General features: G+C 66.5%; 10 protein-coding genes and 1 pseudogene. 2 read left to right on the top strand and 9 right to left on the bottom strand.

All coding sequences use genetic code 11. The features are described from left to right. Window position 1: 1 nt before the first annotated feature. The 6 genes and pseudogenes from QP552_RS09620 to QP552_RS09595 all read right to left on the bottom strand — a co-directional run. A complete protein-coding gene (locus tag QP552_RS09620) occupies window positions 2-2,626 on the bottom strand; it encodes a glycoside hydrolase family 2 protein (RefSeq protein WP_286075753.1) in 2,625 nt (874 codons plus the stop codon). A 101-nt stretch (window positions 2,627-2,727) separates the two neighbouring features. Next, window positions 2,728-3,954, bottom strand: a complete 1,227-nt coding sequence (locus QP552_RS09615; RefSeq protein WP_111112303.1) for an AGE family epimerase/isomerase — start codon at window positions 3,952-3,954, stop codon at window positions 2,728-2,730. Then, window positions 3,951-4,946 (bottom strand): carbohydrate kinase, encoded by a 996-nt coding sequence (locus QP552_RS09610; RefSeq protein WP_049426745.1) that lies wholly within the window; start codon window positions 4,944-4,946, stop codon window positions 3,951-3,953. Before QP552_RS09610 ends, QP552_RS09615 begins: the two co-directional genes overlap by 4 nt. A 7-nt stretch (window positions 4,947-4,953) precedes the next feature. Beyond that, the gene (fucP, locus tag QP552_RS09605) at window positions 4,954-6,267 is read right to left on the bottom strand and encodes an L-fucose:H+ symporter permease (RefSeq protein ID WP_286075751.1); all 1,314 of its coding nucleotides are present in this window, start codon (window positions 6,265-6,267) and stop codon (window positions 4,954-4,956) included. A gap of 60 nt (window positions 6,268-6,327) precedes the next feature. Beyond that, complete coding sequence (locus tag QP552_RS09600) at window positions 6,328-7,377, bottom strand: LacI family DNA-binding transcriptional regulator (RefSeq protein ID WP_014037023.1); 1,050 nt, start codon at window positions 7,375-7,377, stop codon at window positions 6,328-6,330. A gap of 96 nt (window positions 7,378-7,473) precedes the next feature. After that, window positions 7,474-9,813, bottom strand: a pseudogene (locus QP552_RS09595) (GH92 family glycosyl hydrolase); the annotation flags it as partial. A 1,244-nt stretch (window positions 9,814-11,057) separates the two neighbouring features. Between QP552_RS09595 and QP552_RS09590 the strand changes: the two are divergent. Together QP552_RS09590 and QP552_RS09585 are read left to right on the top strand one after the other, a co-directional pair. Then, window positions 11,058-14,201 (top strand): TonB-dependent receptor, encoded by a 3,144-nt coding sequence (locus QP552_RS09590; protein WP_111113092.1) that lies wholly within the window; start codon window positions 11,058-11,060, stop codon window positions 14,199-14,201. Window positions 14,202-14,403: 202 nt separating this feature from the next. Beyond that, a complete protein-coding gene (locus QP552_RS09585; protein WP_106549697.1) occupies window positions 14,404-14,598 on the top strand; it encodes a heavy-metal-associated domain-containing protein in 195 nt (64 codons plus the stop codon). 78 nt (window positions 14,599-14,676) lie between these two features. On the opposite strand, the gene cueR is transcribed toward QP552_RS09585, so the two are convergent. The 3 genes from cueR to QP552_RS09570 all read right to left on the bottom strand — a co-directional run bounded on the left by cueR (window position 14,677) and on the right by QP552_RS09570 (window position 20,733). Next, window positions 14,677-15,132 carry a Cu(I)-responsive transcriptional regulator gene (cueR, locus tag QP552_RS09580; RefSeq protein WP_106549696.1) on the bottom strand — a complete coding sequence of 152 codons (456 nt, stop codon included), beginning with the start codon at window positions 15,130-15,132 and terminating at the stop codon, window positions 14,677-14,679. Between the two features lie 11 nt (window positions 15,133-15,143). After that, entirely contained in the window at window positions 15,144-17,645 is a 2,502-nt protein-coding gene (locus QP552_RS09575) for a heavy metal translocating P-type ATPase (RefSeq protein ID WP_286075750.1), read from the bottom strand. A gap of 130 nt (window positions 17,646-17,775) precedes the next feature. Then, on the bottom strand, window positions 17,776-20,733 hold the full coding sequence (locus tag QP552_RS09570; protein WP_286075748.1) for a TonB-dependent receptor: 2,958 nt from the start codon (window positions 20,731-20,733) through the stop codon (window positions 17,776-17,778). Window positions 20,734-20,745 lie beyond the last annotated feature (12 nt).

The following is a 20,745-nucleotide window of genomic DNA, read 5'->3' as shown; positions in this document are numbered from 1 at the left end:
GTCAACGGTCGTTGAGGGTTTTCACCTTCAGCGCGTCGCGCAGGGTGGTCAGGTCCACCGGACCACGCACCGCGATATCGCGCGTTTCACCCGGCAGCAGGTCCAGCAGGTTGTCTTCAAGCTTCACATCCAGCGCGCCGAAGTCGATCCACGCCGCACGCACATAGGTCGCGCTCTGCAGCCTCAGGCGATAATGATCGCCGTCAATGGCGAGAGTCGCCTCCAGTTTCTGCCGTGGCAGCACCTGGTCCCTGGCCTCTACGAAACCGACCACCTGCCGCGCGCTCACCTTGCCGTCCTGCAGCAGTTCGAACACCGCCACCGTCCGCTTCGGATCGGCACCGGCCAGCAGCTCCGCGTCGCGGAAGTCACCGAGCGCGGTGACACCTTCCGCGGTCAACGCCACCGCCTCCTCGCGCTGCCGCAGCACCTTGCCGTCCACGTCCACCACCCGCAGCCGCCAACGTGCATCCTGCGCGGCGCCATCATTGATCAGACGCACCCGCGTATTGCCCTCGTCGCGCAGCGCAGCCACCGTCACCGGCGCGAAGAAACGCCGCGCGGCAAAGTGCAGCGCCTTCCAGCGGCCGAAGTAGTCCACGCTGGACCATGAAGCGCCCGGCCAGACATCGTTGAGCTGCCAGTACAGCGAACCCATCGTGTACGGACGCGAGGCACGGTGATGCAGCGCCGCCAGGGCGATGCCATCGGCCTGCATCACCTGGCTCAGGTAGACGAAGTCCTCGAAGTCCTTCGGCGTGCCGTAGCCCAGTTCGATGTAATGCAGCAGGCGGCTGTTGCCCTCGCCGGCCATGAATTTCTGGTGTGCGCGGATCACCGGGCTGTCGATGCGCTGCTCGGCACGGGTAGCGATCTGGTCCACCGTCGCCACCGACGGCCACGCCTGCAGGCCGTACTCGGACATGAAGCGCGGCGTCTCGCGCAGGTAGGCCTGCACCGGCAGCGCCGGATTGCCCCAGACCTGCCAGTAGTGCTTGTCGCCGCGGCTCGAGTCGTTGGCCTTTTCATCCAGATCGTTGCTGGGCGAACTGGACCAGTACGGTACGCCCAGCCCTTCCTCGCCAACCACCGCACGCAGATCGTGGCCGAACAGGTCGACATAGCCCTGCCAGACCTTCGCCGCGAACGCCGGATCGGCCGCCTTCAGGTCGCGTCCGTGGCCCCAGTCCTTCCAGGCGGTTTCCTCTTCGTTGTTGCCACACCACAGCACGATGCTGGGGTGATGCCGCAGACGCCGCACGTTGTCGCGCGCCTCGGCGACCACGCTGGCGCGGAACGCCGGATCGTAACCGGGCTGCATGCCGCCGCCGAACATGAAGTCCTGCCAGACCAGCAGGCCGAGCTCGTCGGCGATGTCGAAGAACGCGTCGTCCTCGTAATAGCCGCCGCCCCAGTTGCGCAACATGTTCATGTTGGCGTCGCGCGCGGCCACCAGCACCTGGCGCAGGCGCGCGGCATCAACGCGTGCGGGGAAGGCATCGAACGGAATCACGTTCGCGCCCTTGGCGAAGATCGGCACGCCATTGATGACGAAAGCGAAGCCCTGCCCGCCCTTGTCGTCCGTTTCGCGGCGCAGTTCGACCGTACGCAGGCCGATGCGCTGCTCGTGGGCCAGCTCCGGCGCGCCACCGTCGTCCAGGCGGGCCTGCACCGTGTAGCGGTCCTGCGCACCGTGGCCTACTGGCCACCAGCGCCGCGGATCAGCCAGTTCAACCGGAACCTCGATGCTGTTCTGGCCGGGCTTCAACAGCACCGTGCGCTTCACCTGGGCCACGCTGCGACCCTGCGGATCGCGCACATCCACATTGACCACCGCAGAACCGGCTGCACTGCCCTGCTCCACCTGCAGCAGCACCGCCAGCTTCGCCTGCTCCGCGCTCAATGCATCGGTGCGCACGGCCAGGTCGGTCAATCGATGCGTATCCCAGGCCTGCAGGTCGACGCCACGCCAGACACCGGCGGTGACATAGCGCGGGCCCCAGTCCCAACCGAAGTGGTAGGCCGGTTTTCGCGCGAAGTTGCCGACCATCGCGTCCTTCGGCTCATCGCCATAGGGCGAAGGATAGTTGCCGGCGATCTTGTGCGGCATCGCCTGCACGCCCGGCAACAGCGTGCGGATCGGCGACCGGAACACGATCTGCAGCTCATTGTCCTTCGCACGCAGGCGGCCTTCGACCCGGGCACGCCACGTGCGGTGTGCGTTGTCCGCGCGCAGCAGCGGCTTGCCGTTGAGCACGACCTCGGCATAGGTATCCAGCCCGTCGAAGCGCAGTTCGGCATTGGGCTTGGCAACCGTCGCGGCATCCACATCGAAGCGGGCGCGGTATTCCCAGTCCGCCAGGCCGATCCACTGCAGCTCGGCCTCCGGCGCGCCGACATACGGATCGCGGATCAGCGCGTGGGCCAGCAGGTCGGTGTGCACGCTGCCGGGTACGCTCGCCGTACGCCACTGCTGCAGGCCCGGATGGGCCGCGCCCTGCGCGTCGCCGGGCAACATGCGGAACTCCCACTGCGCCTGCAGCGGGGCCGCCGGTGCAGGGAACACAGAGGCTGCGATCAGCAGCAGGAGCAGGGGCAGGCGGACAACGAGGGGAAGGCGATGCACGGGATGCTCCTGTTTTTCCGCCGGGCATGGCCCGGCGCTACCAATTCAACACGCCACGGTAGCGCCGGACCACGTCCGGCGAGGGCGCAGCGCGGCAGACCTCAACGCACGACGTTCAACACTTCGTAGCACGCACCCATGGTGTGGTAATCCACCTTGCCGGCCGGGCTCTTCTCGTCGCTGTACTTGCGGTTGTCGGCATCGAGGATGCGGAACCAGGCGCCGTACTGGTGGTCGACGAAGTGCTCCCACGAGTACGCCCAGATGCGCTCGTACCACTGCCAGTAGCGGTCATCGCCGGTGCGCTTGGCCATCAGCGCGGCCGTAGCCAGCGTTTCCGCCTGCACCCAGAAGTACTTGTCATCGTCGCAGACGAAGCTGTCGCCGCCGATCGGGGCGCCGTCCATGCCCGGCTGCCGGCGCGTTTCCGGCGCGAAGCCGTAATACAGGCCACCGCGGGCGTCATCCCAGCTGCGCGCCACCGCCACATCGAACAGGTGCTGCGCGGTCGGCACCAGCCAGTCGGCCTGCACATGGCGATCGAGGATCAGCAGCAGCTTGGCCCACTCGGTCTGATGGCCGGGCTGGAAGCCCCACGGGCGGAACAGGTGCTTGGGATCGTCCAGGTTGTAGTCCCAGTCGATCTCCCAGTTGACGTTGTAATGCTCCCAGACCAGGCCACCGGCCTTGGCGGCCTGGCGGCGGGTCATGTTGTCGGCCAGCTGCAGCGCGCGCTCCACATAGCGCTGTTCGCCACTGGCCTCGAACGCGGCCAGCATCGCCTCGCACATGTGCATGTTGGCGTTCTGGCCACGGTAGCCGGTGAAGTTCCACTGGCCATCGGCTTCGTCCTTGTACAGGCCGTGCTGCGGTTCCCAGAAGCGCGCTTCCAGCAGCTGCCAGGTCTCGTCCATCCAGTCACGGGCCTGCTCGACACCGGCCTTCAGCGCGCAGCTGTAGGCCAGCAGCACGAACGCCACGCCGTAGCAGTGGTTCATGTCGTCCTCGACCTTGCCGTCGCGCAGGGTCCAGGCATAGCCACCGGTAACCGGATTGCGATGCACCTCGCGCAGGTAACGCACACCGTGCTCGACAGCGTCGCGGTATTCGGCGTTGCCGAATTCGCGGTAGGCCATCGCGTAGTTGAAGACGAAACGGGTGCTGCTCACCAGGTGGCGGTGGCTGGCATCGTAGATGCTGCCGTCATCCCGGAAGTAGTGGAAGAAGCCACCGTTCGGGTCGATGCAGCGCGGGTGGTAGAACGCCATCGTGTCGGCGATATGCGCACGCAGGAACGCGGGCGAACGGAAATCGGGCGAGGTGTTCATGCGGTAATGTCCTGGGCCTGCAGCAGCTGCTGCACTTCATCGAGCGAGGGCATCGCGGCGAACGCGCCCTTGCGGGTAACAGCCAGCGCGCCGACCGCGGCACCGAAGCGCAGCGTGGCGGTGATCGCCTCCGGGTCCTGGCAGAACGCGGCAAAGCCTGCGCCCGCCCCGCCACGCTCCAGCAGTCCGACCAGCACGCCACCGACAAAGGCATCGCCGGCGGCCGTGGTATCGACGGTGGCTACGCGGAAGCTGGTGACCGTGCCGTGGTTGTCGCGCGTGTACCAGTGCAGCGTGGCCGCACCATCGGTAACGATGACCCAGCGTGCCTGCGCGGCCAGCAGGCGCTTCAGCACCACTGCCTCACCATCGGCACCCAGCGGTGCCGCCAGGTAGTCCAGCTCCTCGCGCGACAGCTTGACCAGGTCGGCACGCTGCAGCGCCTGCCACAGGCGCGGCGTCGGATCTTCGCTGGCCGGCCACAGTGCCGGGCGCAGGTTGAGGTCCAGGCTGACCACCGCACCGGCGGCACGGGCGCGCTCCATGCCGGCGAAGGTCGCCTCGGCGATGGACGGCTCGGTCAGGCTGTTGGAGCAGACGTGGAAGCACTGCGCGCTGTCGAAGCACGCGGCCTGGAAGTCGCTGTCACGGAACAGCAGGTCGGCGGCCGGCGGGCGGTAGAAACTGAAGCTGCGCTCGCCGCTGGCATCCAGCGCGACGAAGGCCAGTGCGGTCTTGGCCGCATCGGTACGCACGATGTAATCCGTGCCCACGCCGTGTTCGACCAGGCTCTCGGCCAGGAAGTCACCAAACATGTCGCGGCCCAGCATGCCGACGAACTGGGTCTTCGCACCCAGTCGCGCTGCCGCCACCGCAACGTTGGCCGGCGCCCCGCCGGCGTACTGCAGGAACGCGCGCGGCGTGTCGGCCGAGGCCGGCGGCTGCGCTAGTAGATCGATCAAAATTTCGCCGAAGCAAACGATGGAACCCATTCCGGACTCAGCCTCCCTGCGTTGCGGAAGCCGGCGTGCGTGCGCCGACCAGTCCGTAGAAAATGATGTAGCCGTAGCACAGCAGCGGCAGGATGAAGCTGGCCTGCACACCGATGTGGTCGGCCAGCACGCCCTGCAGGTACGGCACCACGGCACCGCCGACGATGGCCATGATCAGCAGGCTGGAGCCCTTGTTGGTCAGCGGGCCCAGGCGCTCGATGCTCAGCGCGAAGATGGTCGGGAACATGATCGAATTGAACAGGCCGATCGCCACCACCGAGTACAGCGCGATGTTGCCGGAGGTCAGCATGGTCGTGACCAGCAGGACCACGTTGACCAGCGCGAAGATCGCCAGCAGGCGGCTGGGCGAGAAGCGCGCCAGCAGCGCCGAGCCGGCGAAGCGGCCGATCATTGCCATCGTCCAGTAGGCCGACACGTAGTGGGTGGCCTCCTGTTCGCTGAAGCCACCGATGTTCGGCATCGACAGGTAGTTGACCAGGAAGCTGCCGATCGATACTTCGGCACCGACGTAGAAGAAGATGCCCAGCACGCCCAGCAGCAGGTGGCGCTTGCGCAGCGCATCCAGATAGCTGTGGTGGTGCCCCTGGTCGGCCTGTTCGGTGGCGTCGCTCAGTGCCGGCAGGCGGAACAGGAACACGAACAGCGCCAGCAGTACCAGCGCTACCGCCAGGCCTACGTAGGGGCCCTGCACGGCCTGCGCCTCGGCGGCGCGGTAGGCCAGCTGTTCGGCAGCCGGCAGCGCGTTCAGTTCATCGGCGCTCTTGACCGTGTTGGACAGGATCAGCATGCCGCCGAAGATCGGGGCGATGGCCGTGCCCAGCGAGTTCAGTGCCTGCGCCAGGGTCAGGCGGCTGGAGCTGGTCTGCTCCGGGCCCAGCAGCGCGACGTAGGGGTTCGCAGCGACCTGCAGCACGGTGATGCCGGTGGCCAGCACGAACAGTGCGCCGAGGAAGGCGCCATAAACGCGCAGCTCGGCCGCCGGCCAGAAGCCCAGTGCGCCGATACCGGCGATCACCAGGCCGGCCACGATGCCCTTCTTGTAGCCCAGCGCCGCCACCAGGCGGCCGGCCGGCAGCGACATCAGGAAATAGGTGCCGAAGAAGGTGAACTGCACCAGCATCGCCTTGGCGTAGTTCAGCTCGAACACTGCCTTCAGGTGCGGGATCAGGATGTCATTGAGGCAGGTCAGGAAGCCCCACATGAAGAAGATCGTGGTGACCACGGCCAGCGCCTTGCCGTTGGTGACGGCGGGTGCGTTGCCCAAAGAACCCGATGGACGGGGCGTTGCGGAGATCGGCATGCGGTACGCGCCTCGATGCGCGGAAGGTCGTTGTTGCGTGGAAGGGGTACGTGGGAGGAATCAGTTCGGCCGTGCGGCACTGCTTTCGCGGATGCGCAACTGCACCGGCGCCACCGTGCGCCGTGGTGGCGCGTCCGGTTCGTCCAATCGTTGCAGCAGCAGCGCGGCCGCCTGCCGGCCTCGCTCGCGCGGATCGGCGGTGAGCGTGGTCAATGGCGGCACCGCGACCGATGCCTCGGAAATATCGTCGAAGCCGGTCACGGCAAAGTCACCGCCCGGACGAATGCCTCGCGAGTTCAGGCCCAGCATCAGGCCCAGCGCGACGGTGTCGTTGTAGCAGACCGCTGCACTCGGGCGATGGCCATCGGCAAACAACTCATCGGTGCGCGCCGCGGCTTCCAGGCGGTTCGGTGCCGACTCGATCATCCAGCCCGGCGGCAGCGACAGACCGGCCTCGGCCAGCGCCTGCTGGAAGCCGGCACGGCGCTGGTGGCACGAGCTCGACGCCGCGTGGCCGCCGAAGAAAGCGATCTGGCGATGGCCGCGCTCGATCAGGTGACGCGTCGCCAGGTAGGCACCGTGCTGGTTGTCCAGGGTCAGGAAATCCCAGTCGGCCCCTTCCAGCTCGCGGTTGAACAGCAGCACGTTGGCGTTGGCGCCCAGCGCCTGCCGCAGCAGCGCGGTATCACTGCCCTCGGCCGGCGACAGGATCAGTCCGGCCGGGGTGTGTTCCATCAGCGTGGACAGCACCGCCTGCTGCCGCTCCGGCGATTCGCCGGTGCTGCCCAGCAATGTCACGTAGCCACGCCCGCCCAACGCCTCGTCCACGCCGGACGCAAATTCGGCGAAGAACGGGTTGGACAGGTCGTTGATCACCAGCGCGATGCTCGACGAGGTACGACGACGCAGGTTGGCGGCCGCGCGGTTGTAGACATAGCGCTGGCGACGCAGCTCGGCCTCGACCTTGGCCCGGGTATCGACGTTGACCAGCGGGCTGCCACGCAGCACCAGCGACACGGTTGCCCGTGACACGCCGATGGCACGCGCGATGTCGGTCACCGTCACCGCCTTGCCGGCGCGCTTGCTGGGACTGCTGCCGTTGTCGTTCATCGTCTTCCCGGACTCCGCTGGAGGCTCAAGCCTAATGGATCAGGACCGTGTCGTGCCGTGCCGTTCGCTGGGTCACCGCGAACGGCACAGTCCGGCTCAGCGCAGCTGGCTGCCCGGTGCCGCGCACCAGGACACCGGCAGGTCCTTCACCGCCGTGCCCCAGCCCTGCTCCGGCGCCTTCCCGTCGAGCGCGAAGTGCAGGCGCGGGCCCTGCTGCAGGCGGTTCCAGTCCAGCCACACCGGTGCATGCGCCTGGCCATCGACCTGCACGCCCTGCACGTACTGCAGGCGGCGGCCATCGGCGCCCGGCGCATCGATGCGCAGCGTGCGGCCATTGCCCATGTCCACTTCCACCTTGGCAAAGCGCGGCGTGTGCAGCAGGAACTGGCCGCTGCCCGGCACCGCCGGGTACACGCCGATGGCACTGAACAGGTACCAGGCCGACATCGTGCCGAGGTCGTCGTTGCCGGTCACGCCGTTCGGGGCGTTGGTGAACAGCTGCTGCGCGGCACGCACCACGGCAGCGGTCTTCCACGGCTGGCCGATCAGCGTGTACAGCCACGGCGAGTGCAGGTCCGGTTCGTTGTTCGGGTTGTAACGGAACTGGTTGTAGTAGCTGTACGGCCCGACCACCCACTCCTTGCGGGCAGCGTTGAGCGGGTCCGCCTGCAGCGCATCCATCGCGAAGAAGGCATCGAGGCGACGACCGGCCTGCTCGCGGCCATCCATCGCTTCGACCAGGCCCGGTACGTCCTGCTGCGCCAGCCACTGGTACTGCCACGCGGTGCCCTCATGGAAACCGTGGTGCGAACGCGGGCTGTAGTGACCATCGGCCGGGGTGTACCACTGGCCGTCCTCGGTACGCGGGCGCGGGAAACCGGTGAAGCCGGTCTCGGCATCGCGCACCTGCGGGTCCCACACCTTGCGCCAGTTGCGGCCGCGCTCACGCAGCGTCGCCGCGTCCTGCGCGTGGCCAAGGCCATCGGCCATCTGCGAGAGCGCGCAGTCGGCCAGCGCATATTCCAGCGTCGCCGAACCGCCGTGGTGCGGATCGACGTCCATGCCCTTGGACGGGAACGCACGGTCGTAGACCACGTAACCCTTGTCCAGGTAGGTCGGGTTGCCGGAGCGGCCAGCCATGCGCGAGTTCAGCGGCGGAGTGCCGAAGGCATTGCGGCGCAGCGCGTCCCAGGCCTGCGATTCACGGCCCTTGAGCGCGCCGAAGCGCCACAGGTCGACCATGAACGGGGTGACCGGGTCGCCGGTCATGATGTTGGTCTCGAAGTTGGCATAGCCCCAGCGCGGCAGCCAACCGCCCTGCTCGTCGATCGCCAGCAGCGTGCGGCCGATATCGCGTGCCACGTCCGGGCGGGTCAGCGCCAGCCACTGGTTCTGCGCGCGGTAGGTATCCCACAGCGAGAAGTACTCGTAGTACGTCCAGCCATCGGCGCGATGGATGCCATCGTCGTAGCCGCGATAGCGGCCGTCCGCATCGTTGCCGGTCATCGGCTGCAGCAATGCGTGGTAGACCGCGCTGTAGAACACGGCGCGGTCGTCGGCGTTGCCACCCTGCACGCGCACCCGGCCCAGCTGCTCGCGCCAGGACTGCTGCGACAGCGCACGCATGCGGTCGAAACCGAGCAGCGCCCCACCCTGCATGCCCTCGGCGCGCAGGTTGGTGCGCGCGCCTTCGGCATCCACGTGCGAGATCGCGCTGACCGCAGTCACCGACTGGCCCTTGGCCAGATCGAAGCTGAGCCAGGCGCCATTGGGCTTCTGCTCGCCTTCCATGCTGTGCCGCGCGCCCGGCAGGCCACCGCCCTCACCCCAGGTACCGTGCGCCTTGAACGGACGGTCGAACTCGATGCGGAACCAGGTGGTGTACTGGTGGCCGCCACAGAAGCTCTTGGTCACCAGCTTGCCTTCGACCACGCGGTCGCCGACCACATCGACCACACTGCCGATCACCGAATGGCGCTCGTTGGCCTGGCCGACATTGACCAGCACGTGGCCATCGCCTTGGCGCTGGCTGAAGGTGTAGCGCTCGGCCGCGGCGCGCGTACGCGCGGTGGCCTCGGCATCGATGCCGCCGTAACTGGTCAGGCGCACCTTGTAGTAGCCGGCCTGGCCGATCTCGCCGTCATGGGTGTAGTTCGAGGCGTAGGCCTTGTGGTCGAACTGCTTGGCATTGCCGGTATCGAAATCACCGCCGGGGCCGATGCTCCCGGTCACCGGCAGGATGGATACCTGCCCGCCCTGCTCCCAGCAGCCCGCGCCGGAGATGAAGGAGTGGCCGAAGCCTCGGATCTTCTCGTCGTCGTAGCGCCAGCCGGAATAGTGGCTGCCGATCGGGCTGACCTGGATCAGGCCGAACGGTGCCGACGCGCCCGGGAAGGTATTGCCGTCGTCCTTGCTGCCGATGAAGGTGTTGACCTCACGCTCCAGCGCCGCCGGTGCCGCCTGCAGCAGCATCGGCACGGCCGAAAGCGCCAGCAGGCAGGCCAGGCGCGCCAACGGGCGCGAGGTCGATGGGACGGCGGGAGCGGACGGCACTGGACGCATGTCGGGTTCCTGTAGTCGATGATGCGGAGGCAGACGGCCGGGGCCTTCCGGCACCGTTCCGCTGAGCCCCGCCGTGACCGGCAGAGAGCTCCCCCTGGAATGACGCCCGACCCATTCGACCGTGAATTTAGATCGATTCAAGTAGAGCATGCAGGTTCAGCCGAATGCATTCTGCGGCGCAGCATGAGAGGGGGTGTTCGGCAGGGCTGCGCCCTGCACCTGCTACGAGCTGGACCGACAGCAACAGCAGAAGCCGGTTTCCTGTGGGGAGTCGGGGTGGGTCCGGTTGCGGGGGACGCCGTAAACCCGTCCCTGGGGGCTTGGCCGCGGCATCCATGCCGCGGCCCCCCCCCCGCAACCGGACCCACCCCGCCTTCGACAGATCTCTGCGGTCTGTGGATCCACGCCATGCGTGGATGAATCTCTGACAGATAACGAAATCAATCGGGGTCAGATCCGTTTTCCAAAGGAAAACGGATCTGACCCCACGACCCCATGTTGTTCCAGGATCAATCCAACCGTCACCGGGAGACTGTCGAAGGCGGGGCGGTGTGGGCTGGCAGGACCGTTGGCGCCATGGATGGCGCCATCGAGCCCCCAGGGGTGAGGGCGCTTTGCTTGCGAAGCACTGCTTCGCAAGCGCCCGAACGCCCAGCCGCCAGCGGCTGGGCCGGTCTGGGGGTTTACGGCGTGTCCTGCAAGCCCACACCGCCCCGCCCAACCAGCAGACACCCCAGAGCCGGCTGTTGCCTTTGACGTTGCTCTGGCTTGAAGGCTTCTGCAGGTGCAGGGCGCAGCCCTGCCGACCCACCCTCTCCTGCGCACGAAAACGTTTCCACTGTTTTCAGCAAACCGTCATCCCTTCGCCACGCCAGTACCATATTGCGCAGCAGCATGCGCCCACGGGCGACCCATGCTAAAAAACGCCCGCCCATCGCTTAGATCGATCCAAGCCGACATTGCGATGGCCGGGAGTTGGGGGAGCAGCAACAGGACGTACCAGGCCACGCGCACGGTGCTACTGCCACTGCATGGCGATAGCGACAATGTCACTTCAAATTAGATCGATTCAAGTTGTCCGTGCCACGTCACCGGATCAATCCAGGAGAGAGGGAGAGATGGGAATGAAGCATTCAACACGTACGCATGGCCAGGACGCATTGTCGCTGGCCATCGCGCTGGCCCTGGCCGCCGCCGTCGTTCCGGCCGGCGCCGCCGCGCAGCAGGCAACGTCCACCGGCTCGCAGGAAGCCACCAACCTGGACAGCGTCCAGGTCACCGGCTACCGCTACGCCATCGAAAAGAGCCTTGAGCAGAAGCGCGACGCCAATGCCGTGGTCGAAGTGATCACCGCTGAGGACGTCGGCAAGTTCCCCGACAAGAACGTGGCCGACGCACTGCAGCGCGTGCCTGGCGTGATCATCACCCGCAGCGGTGGCGAGGGTAAGAACGTCAGCGTGCGCGGCCTGGCCTCGGACCTGACCCTGACCCAGTTGAACGGCAACTACGTCGCCACCTCGGAAACCAATGACGAGGCCTCGCGTTCGTTCAACTACACCCTGCTGCCATCGAACATGCTGTCGGCAGCCGAGCTGTACAAGACGCCGGAAGCGCGCATCGACGAAGGCGGCATCGGCGGCACCGTGATCCTGCGCACTCGCCGTCCGCTGGACATGGAAGCCAACTCCGGCTTCGCCTCGATCGAAGGCACCTCGTCGGACACCAGCAGTGGTGTCGACCCGCAGGCATCGGCGATGTACTCCTGGCACAGCAAGGACGAGCGCTTCGGCCTGCTGATCGGTGCGACCAAGCAGGTCCGCACCAACCGCAGCATGGAAGTCAGTACCGAAGACTGGCAGTGGTACAGCGACCGTGTCGATGCCAACGGCGGCGTCATCCATGACTACGTCTGGAACGCCGCGGGCCGCACGCGCAATCCGGCCGTCGACGTGTACGGCAACGCCTTGCCGGACGCCTCCCAGTTCTGGGGCCGCTCGGGCATCTACAACCAGAATGGTGGCCACTACTCCGGCTTCTTCATGCCGACGTCGGTCAACTTCGCCGTGCGTGACGAGCGCCGCGAGCGCACCGGCGGCCAGCTGACGTTCCAGTTCAAGCCGCTCGACAACGTCACGATGACGGCGAACTACTTCCGCTTCGAACTGCAGGGCAACTACACCCAGAACATGCTGAAGGTTCCGGAATGGAACCTCGCGCGCGTGGCCGGCGACGGCAACTGGGAAGGCGGCCGCATGCTCAACGGCTTCACCATGGACCCCAGTGGCACCATCGTGACCGGCGCGCAGTACCAGATGCAGCCGGGTCGCAACTACATCTGCAGCGAAGACCAGGCCGCCGCCGCCGGCCTGCGTCCAGGCGGCTGGGGCCCGGATGACTGCACCATCCCCACCCCGCAGCTGACCGGCACCTACAGCAAGGAAAAGGCGCTGTCGCAGACCGCGGACCTGACCATCGACTGGGACATCAGCCCGTTGTGGAAGGCCAGCTTCGCCGGTGGCCGGACGTGGTCCGAAGGCGGCCCGTCGATGAACTTCCGCATGTCGGCCAAGCCGCGCCGCCAGGTCAACGGCCAGTGGCAGGCCGGCAACACCTACAGCGCGTGGGACCTGACCGGCACGCCGTCGGTGAACTTCTCGCCCGACCTGCAGCAGCAGCTGATGAACGGCATCGCCGAAGTGGACACCGGCTCGACCGATTCGTCGTGGAAGCGCACCGAGGTCAAGCAGAACCACTTCCAGGCTGACGTCACCAAGCTGTTCGAGGCCGGCTGGCTGGATTCGATCCAGTTCGGCGCCAAGTACAGCGATGGCAAGGTCCACCGCAATACCGGCAACACCTACTGGGTCTGCCAGGGGGCCGACCCGAGCGATTACAGCAAGCGTTACCAGGCGGGTTGTGATTCGACCGCCGGCATCGCCCAGCCCGGCTTCTTCCTGTCGAAGCCGATGGACAACATCGCCGGTGGGTTCAACGCCAATGTGTTCCCGGGCATCAACTACCCGGCCTACATCGACTACCTGAACAACCGCTACGGCAGCGTGCAGAACCGTACCGAGGACGACTTCGTCTACGACGTGCAGGAAAAGGTGTACTCCGGCTACTTCCAGGCCAACTTCCGCACCGAGCGCCTGCGCGGCAACATCGGCGTGCGCGTGGCACGGACCAAGCAGCACGCCGCCTCCAGCGATTCTGTCGAACGCTTCAACGACTATTTCGCCGACAACGCCGCCGGCTCGCCGCTGGCCTGCACCGATCCGTCGGCAGCTGCCCTGCTCGGCTCCAACAGCGGCTATGGCTGCGAAAGCGGTTTCGTGCGCCTGCCGGATGCACTGGCCCGCGCCAAGACCTACGAACTGTCCTCGCTGGAAAAGACCTACACCGACATCCTGCCGAGCTTCAACATCGCCTGGGACATCACCGATTCGCTGGTGCTGCGCGGTGCTGCGTCGAAGGTCATCGCCCGCCCCAGCTACACCAACATCGCCTACCCGGGCGGCCTGAGCTACTACTCCGATGAGTACAGCAACGACCGTCGCGTGGCCGGTGGTGCCACCAACCCCGGCTGGTATGGCTCGGGCAGCAACAAGGAGCTGGAACCGTTCAAGGCCACCCAGTACGACCTGAGCCTGGAGTGGTACTTCAAGCCGGGTGCCGTGGCGGGTGTGGGCGTGTTCCGCAAGGACGTCAAGAACTTCACCGTGCCGGTGGTGCGCGACCAGCAGATGAACGTCGGCGGCCAGAACGTGACCGTGCAGAAGTACGAGACCCAGGCCAACGGCCGTGACGGCGTGTCGCAGGGCGTGGAAATCTACGGCCAGTACACCCTGGACTTCGGTCTCGGCTTCCAGGCCAACTACACCTACAACGACACCAACATGGCCTCGGTGGAGATCAACGGCGAACAGATCGGTTCCTCGCCGCTGGTGGGCAGTGCCAAGAACCAGGCCAACTTCACCATGTTCTACGAGAACGAGAAGTTCCTGGCACGCGCCTCGTACAACCGTCGCGGCGTGGTGGTCGGTGGCCTCAACAACGGCTTCAGCTCCTATTCCGAGCCGTACGACCAGCTGGATCTGAACGCGGCGTACAACATCCGCGAGGACCTGGCACTGACCGCTTCGGTGCTCAACGTCACCAAGTCCGAGCAGCGCGTGCACCTGGGCAACGACACCAAGGCGCGCCTGCTGTCCAACACCTACTCGGGCCGCCAGTACTACGTCGGCCTGACCTGGAAGTTCTAAGGCCCGACCGGGCTTGCCGGGTCCTGCCCGGCATTGCCCCGCCCCGCTCCGCGCGGGGCCATTCCTCCACGGCAGCCGCGCTGGTACAGGTGGCTGCCGTTTTCATTGGCTCCGATATGCCCGGCGTTCAGTCCGGCGCTTGACCCTGCCATCGTTGGAAGGTGCACACTGGCTCCACCCAAGAGCACAGAAGGAGCTACAGATGGAATTCCATGTTGACGGCATGACCTGCGGCAGCTGCGCACGCAGCGTGACCCGTGCAATCCAGCAGATCGATCCCAATGCCAGCGTGGTCGCCGACCCGCCGACCGGCCTGGTCAAGGTGCAGACCACCGCATCACAGGAAGATGTCTTCGCCGCGGTGAACGATGCCGGGTTCCCGCCGCGCACCGCCTGATCCGCAGCCTCGCTTCAACAACAAAGCCCGCCCGGTGCAACCGCATCGGGCGGGCTTTTTCATGTGCGCGACAGCGGCTCAGTGCTTGTGTGGACGGCGCCGCACCGCACCGGTCTTCGGAGCATCAACCGGTGACTCTATTTCGTCATCCTCGCCCAGCCGCTGCAGGATCGGGCATTCCGGGCGCTCGTCGCCCGCGCAGCAACTGATCAACGACTTCAGCGTGTCGGCCATCTGCCGCATGCTCTCGATGCGCTGCTCCAGATCGACGATGTGCTGTTCTGCCAGGCGCTTCACGTCGGCACTGTGCCGCGAGGTGTCGTTCCAGAGGCCCAGCAGGTCGGTGATTTCGGCAACCTGGAAGCCGAGATCGCGTGCGCGGCGGATGAAACGCAGGCGGTGGATGTCCGCCTGCGAGTACGCCCGGTAACCCGACTCGGTGCGATCGGCCGCAGGAATCAGGCCGATCTGTTCGTAGTAGCGGATCATCTTCGCCGACACGCTGGAGGCCTTGGCGGCTTCGCCGATGTTCATACGGATCTCCTTCAATGAGTCGCTGCGGGGGCATCCGCCATCGGTGGCTGGAAACGGCGCAGGCGCAGCGCGTTGCCCAGCACGAACACGCTGGACAGTGCCATTGCACCGGCCGCGAACACCGGCGACAGCAGCACGCCCCAGACCGGGTACAGCACGCCGGCCGCCACCGGGATCAACGCGGTGTTGTAGGCGAAGGCCCAGAACAGGTTCTGGCGGATGTTGCCCAGCGTCGCCTTCGACAGCGCGATGGCATTCGGCACGCCCTGCAGGTTGCCTGACATCAGCACCACGTCGGCCGATTCCACCGCGATATCGGTACCGGTGCCGATGGCCAGGCCGACATCGGCCTCGGCCAACGCCGGCGCATCGTTGATGCCATCGCCGACGAACGCGACATGGCCATGCGCGGCCTTCAGCCGGCGCACTGCTTCAACCTTGCCTTCCGGCAGCACCTCGGCCACCACCTCGTCGATGCCCAGCTGCCGCGCGATCGCCTGCGCGGTACCCGCATTGTCGCCGGTGATCATCGCCACCTTCAGGCCAAGCTGGTGCAGCGCCGCGATCGCGGCCGGCGTGCTCGGCTTGATCGGATCGGACACCGCGATGATCGCGGCCAGGCAGCCGTCGATGGCGGCATACAGCGGCGACTTGCCCTGCGTTCCAAGCTGGCTGGCCAGTTCAGCGAACGGGCCGATGTCGACGCCGAGCTCACGCATGAATCGATCAGCACCAACCTCCACGCGCGCGCCATCAACGCTGGCACGCACGCCCATGCCGGTGACCGATTCGAAATCGGCCATCGCCGGCAGCGCCATGCCCTGCTCGGCAGCCGCGTCAACGATGGCGCGGGCAATCGGATGCTCCGAGCGCGACTCCACTGCCGCCACCGCTGCCAGCACCGTACCGTGATCAAAGCCGTCGGCGATCTCCAGATCGGTCAAGCGCGGGCGACCCTCGGTCAGCGTACCGGTCTTGTCCACCGCCACCACCTGCGCATCCTTCAACAGCTGCAGCGCCTCGCCCTTGCGGAACAACACGCCCAGTTCGGCGCCACGACCGGTCCCGACCATGATCGAGGTCGGCGTGGCCAGGCCCATCGCGCACGGGCAGGCAATGATCAGCACCGCCACCGCATTGACCAGCGCGAAGCTCAGCGCCGGTGACGGGCCGAAGATCAACCAGACCAGGAAGGTCGCCAGCGCAGCCAGCATCACCGCCGGCACGAACCACAACGTGACCTTGTCGACCACCGCCTGGATCGGCAGCTTCGAGCCCTGCGCCTGTTCGACCATGCGGATGATCTGCGCCAGCATGGTCTGCGCGCCCACCGCCGTGGCACGTACCGTCAGTGCGCCCTTCTGGTTGACCGTACCGCCCACCACACCGCTGCCCGGCTGCTTCTCGACCGGAATCGGCTCGCCGCTGATCATCGATTCATCGATGTAGCTGCGGCCTTCAACCACCTCGCCGTCGACCGGCACGCGCTCGCCCGGCCGCACTTCCACCACGTCGCCGCTCTGCACTTCATTGACCGGGATATCGACTGCGCGGCCGTCACGGATCACGTGGGCGACCTTGGCCTGCAGGTTGACCAGGCGCTTGATCGCTTCGGAGGTGCGGCCCTTGGCCCGGGCTTCGAGGAAGCGGCCGAGCAGGATCAGCGCAACGATCACCGCTGCCGCTTCGTAGTAGACGTTCACCGTGCCCGGCGGCAACAGCCGCGGTGCAAAGGTCGCCACCACCGAATAACCGAACGCTGCGGCGGTGCCCACCGCCACCAGCGAATTCATGTCCGGCGCAAGCCGCAGCAGCGCCGGGAAACCCTTCTGGTAGAAACGGCGACCGGGGATGGCCAGCACCAGGAGGGTCAGTGCGAACTGCAGATACCAGCTGGTCTGCATGCCGATGTTGGCCATCACCCATTCGTGCATGCCGGGAATCAGGTGCGAACCCATCTCCAGCACGAACACCGGCAGCGCCAGCGCGGACGCCACGATCAGGTCGCGTTTCAGTTCGGCGCGCTCGGCATCCTTCTTTTCAGCGGCTTCATCATCGGACTGCACACCGGCCTCGATCGGGCGGGCGGCATAGCCGACCTTGTCGATGGCCGCCACCAGGGCGGCCGTATCAGCCACGCCGCGCACGGTGGCACGCTCGGTGGCCAGGTTCACGCTGGCCTGGCTGACCCCGGGCACCGCCAGCAGCGCGCGCTCCACGCGACCCACGCAGGATGCGCAGGTCATGCCCTCCACCGCCAGTTCAACGGTCGCGGCGGGTACGTCGTAGCCCACCCGTTCAACCGCCTGGATCAGCGCCGCGCGATCAACCGGACCGGAGGGCCGGATGTCCGCGCGCTCGGTGGCGAGGTTCACAGAGACACTGCCGACGCCCTCGACCTTGGACAGCGCTGCTTCGACCCGGCCGACACAGCTGGCACAGGTCATGCCCTCGATGGGAAGGCTGATGGTGGAGGGGCTGGCGGGGACTGCAGTAGCGCGCGGCGTGCTCATGATCGGATTCCCGGGGTTCCTTCTGGATGCGGACAGGCTAAACCTTGCCATCGTGGGAAGGTCAAATCCAGCCGCCCCGGGACCAAGCGGTAGCGCCGGGCCATGCCCGGCGTACCGCCTGCAACCCGCCTCAGAAGGTGAACACGTACTCCAGCGCGAACTCACGGCCCACCGCGCCCAGCAGGCGGGTCGGGGCGAAGTCGTAGTCCAGCTTGTACGGATCCTTGTGGTTCCAGCTGGCCGAGTTGAACGCGTTGTTGACGTACACGTTCACCTTCGCGTGTTCGGTCACCTGGTAGCCCACGTTGAAGTTCCAGGTGATGAACGGCCCGACCCGGCCGAAATAGCGGGCGGTCTGCTGGCCCGCATTCGGGTTCGGGTTGGGCGAGCCATCCGGACGCGTCGCCGGCTCCAGGCAGTTCAGCGACGGGCTGTCGCTGGGCACGTAGCCATCGGCGAACGGCAGGCAGCCGCCGGGGTTGTCCAGGCGGTCGGTGCCCCAGTGGTAGCGCACGCCCGGCACCGAGCCGACGCGGTCGGCGTAGACATTGGCGTTCCAGTTGCCACGCTGCCAGGCCAGGCTCGCGCGCAGCTTGCTGCGCAGGTCACGATCGCGCCGCTCCGGATTCGGGTCGTTGGCGTAGCGCTGTTCCTTTGTGGAAATCTGGTTGGTGTAGTTCAGGCCCAGCTGGAAGCTGCCCCACTGCGCGGTGTCCAGGCGATAGCGTGCGGTCAGGTCGATGCCACGCACCTCGCGGCTGGCCAGGTTGAACGGGCCGCGCTCGATCGATACCAGGCGCCCGTTGCTGTCACGGTTCACGCGGGCCAGGATGCCGGCGCAGTACTCGCCACCGGCCGGATTCGCCCACGGCGTACCGTCCATGTTCTTGCCGGTCAGGCAGCCCGCTTCGCTGGCCAGCACCTCGTCGGCGCCAACGTCGACGATCATGTCTTCCAGCTTGATCGCCCAGTAGTCGGCGCTGACCGACAGGTTCGGCAGCACGTCCCAGACGAAGCCGACCGTCCACGAATCACCGGTTTCCGAGCGCAGCAGCGGCGTGCCACGGCGGTTCACATCGAACGTGTACCAGACATCGGTGTTGCCGACGCCGCAGTTGTTGACCAGATAGGCGCCGCTCTGGATGCAGCGCAGGCGGTCATAGGTCTGTACTTCGGAGCTGCTTGGCTGGCCCAGCAGGTAGTGCATGTCCGGCGCATGGAAGCTGGTGGCATACGAGCCGCGCACCAGCAGCGATTCCACCGGGCGCCATTCCAGGCCGACATTCCAGGTGGTTTCCTTCTGGCTGCCGATGTTCAGCGCTTCGCTGCTGTCGTCGGCCTTGTAGTCGCCATAACGGTCATAGCGCGCGGCCGCGGTGGCGGTCACGCTCTCCAGCAGCGGGATCTTGAACTCGACGCCCGCCGAATAGCGGGTGCGCTCGCCACCACCACGGTCGACATTCTGCAGATCGAAGTCGATGCCGGCGCGTGGGTCAGGACTGAGGTGGTAGCCCTGCTGCGCGACTTCGGCCACGGCTGCGAACGAGATGGGTCCGGCCCAGCCCTGGAACAGTTCGCCGGTGATGTCCGCCGACGCCTGGTTGACCCAGGAGGTCGCGCGGTTCTTCGCCAGCGTACCCATCTGCCAGTACTGGTCCGGCGTCAGCGGATTCCACCAGCGCGATTCGTTCAACGCGTAGATCGCCTCGCCATCGGCAGTGGTGCCCAGCTTCGGGCCGAGGAAGTAGTCGTACGACTTCTGCTTGTCGACCACGTTCTGCCGCTCTTCCACACGGTAGTACGAACGCCCGACCGTTGCGCTCCAGTCGAAGCGGTCGGCGAGGCGCCCGCGCAGGCCGGCGCTCCAGTCCCAGGACAGTTCGCGATTGGTGTTGCGCAGCGTATCCAGGCCGCCGACCTCGTTCGGCGTGAACTGGCGCACGCCGAGGATCGGGCGGTTGCGGTTGGCATCCCAATAATAGCCGTTGTCATCGTCGATCAGCGACACGCTGGGTGGATTGGTGCCCCATATCGCCTCCGAGCGGTACACCGCCAGGTTGGTCCAGGCCTGCAGGTCGGTGCTGAAATCAAAGGTGGCATAGAGGTTGCCGGACACGTTCTCGGCACCGCCGGTGAGCAGCCAGTTGGCGTAGTCGGCGCTCATGCCGCACAGGCGGCCGGTGTTGGTGACGGTGTTGGCAGCGTAGTTGTAGACCAGCCGGTCGGCCGTGTAGTACTCGCCGTTGAACTTCTCGCAGGTGCCGGCAGGTGGCGCCAGGCGCTGGCCATTGCTCGGATCGATCAGCGCCAGGCCGGCAGTCGGACGGAAGCCGACCTTGCGCTGTTCCATGTTCCAGGACGGGTACGGCGCATCGTCTGCGTCGTCCATCTGCGGGCGGTCACGGCCGAACAACGGATCGCGCTTGGTGTACTGCAGCGCGTAGGTCACGCTCCAGTTGTCACCGGTCTTGCCACCGGCCCAGGACAGATCCCAGGTATCACGGCCGCCTTCGGTGGACGTGCCGCCGCGTACGCGCACTTCATCACCGTCGTAGTTCGTCTTCAGGATGACGTTGACCACACCGGCAATCGCATCGGAACCGTAGATGGCCGAGGCGCCTCCGGTCAGTACTTCGATGCGTTCCACCGCAGCAGCCGGAATGTTGCCGTAGTTGGAGAAGTTGGTCTCGCCGCCGTACGGCAGCGGGTAGTCGGCCACACGACGACCATTGACCAGCAGCAGCGAGCGGTTCGGCCCCATGCCGCGCAGGTTCAGGCCGCTGGCGTTGGGTGTGTGCGAGCCCCATTGCGAGGCCGCCTCGACGGTGCCGGTCGCTTCGGTCAGCGTCTTCAGCGCGTCGTACACGCTGACGAAGCCTTCCTTCTGGATCTGCGCGGCGGTGATCACATTGACCGGCGCCGGCCCTTCGACGCTGGCGCGCTTGATGCGCGAGCCGGTCACGGTGACCGCGTCGAGATCCTTGGTGGACGAGCTTGAGGTTTCCTGCGCATTGGCAGCCAGGGGAAGCAGGGCCAGGACCAGGGCCTGGGACAGCAGGTGACGACGCTTGCGGACGATCTGAGCCATGGGTGGTTGCTC

This window comes from Stenotrophomonas sp. 59 (assembly GCF_030291095.1).
GTDB lineage: Bacteria > Pseudomonadota > Gammaproteobacteria > Xanthomonadales > Xanthomonadaceae > Stenotrophomonas > Stenotrophomonas maltophilia_Q.
The sequence above is the reverse complement of the archived record's forward strand: the minus strand, read 5'-3'. Positions and strand labels throughout refer to the sequence as shown.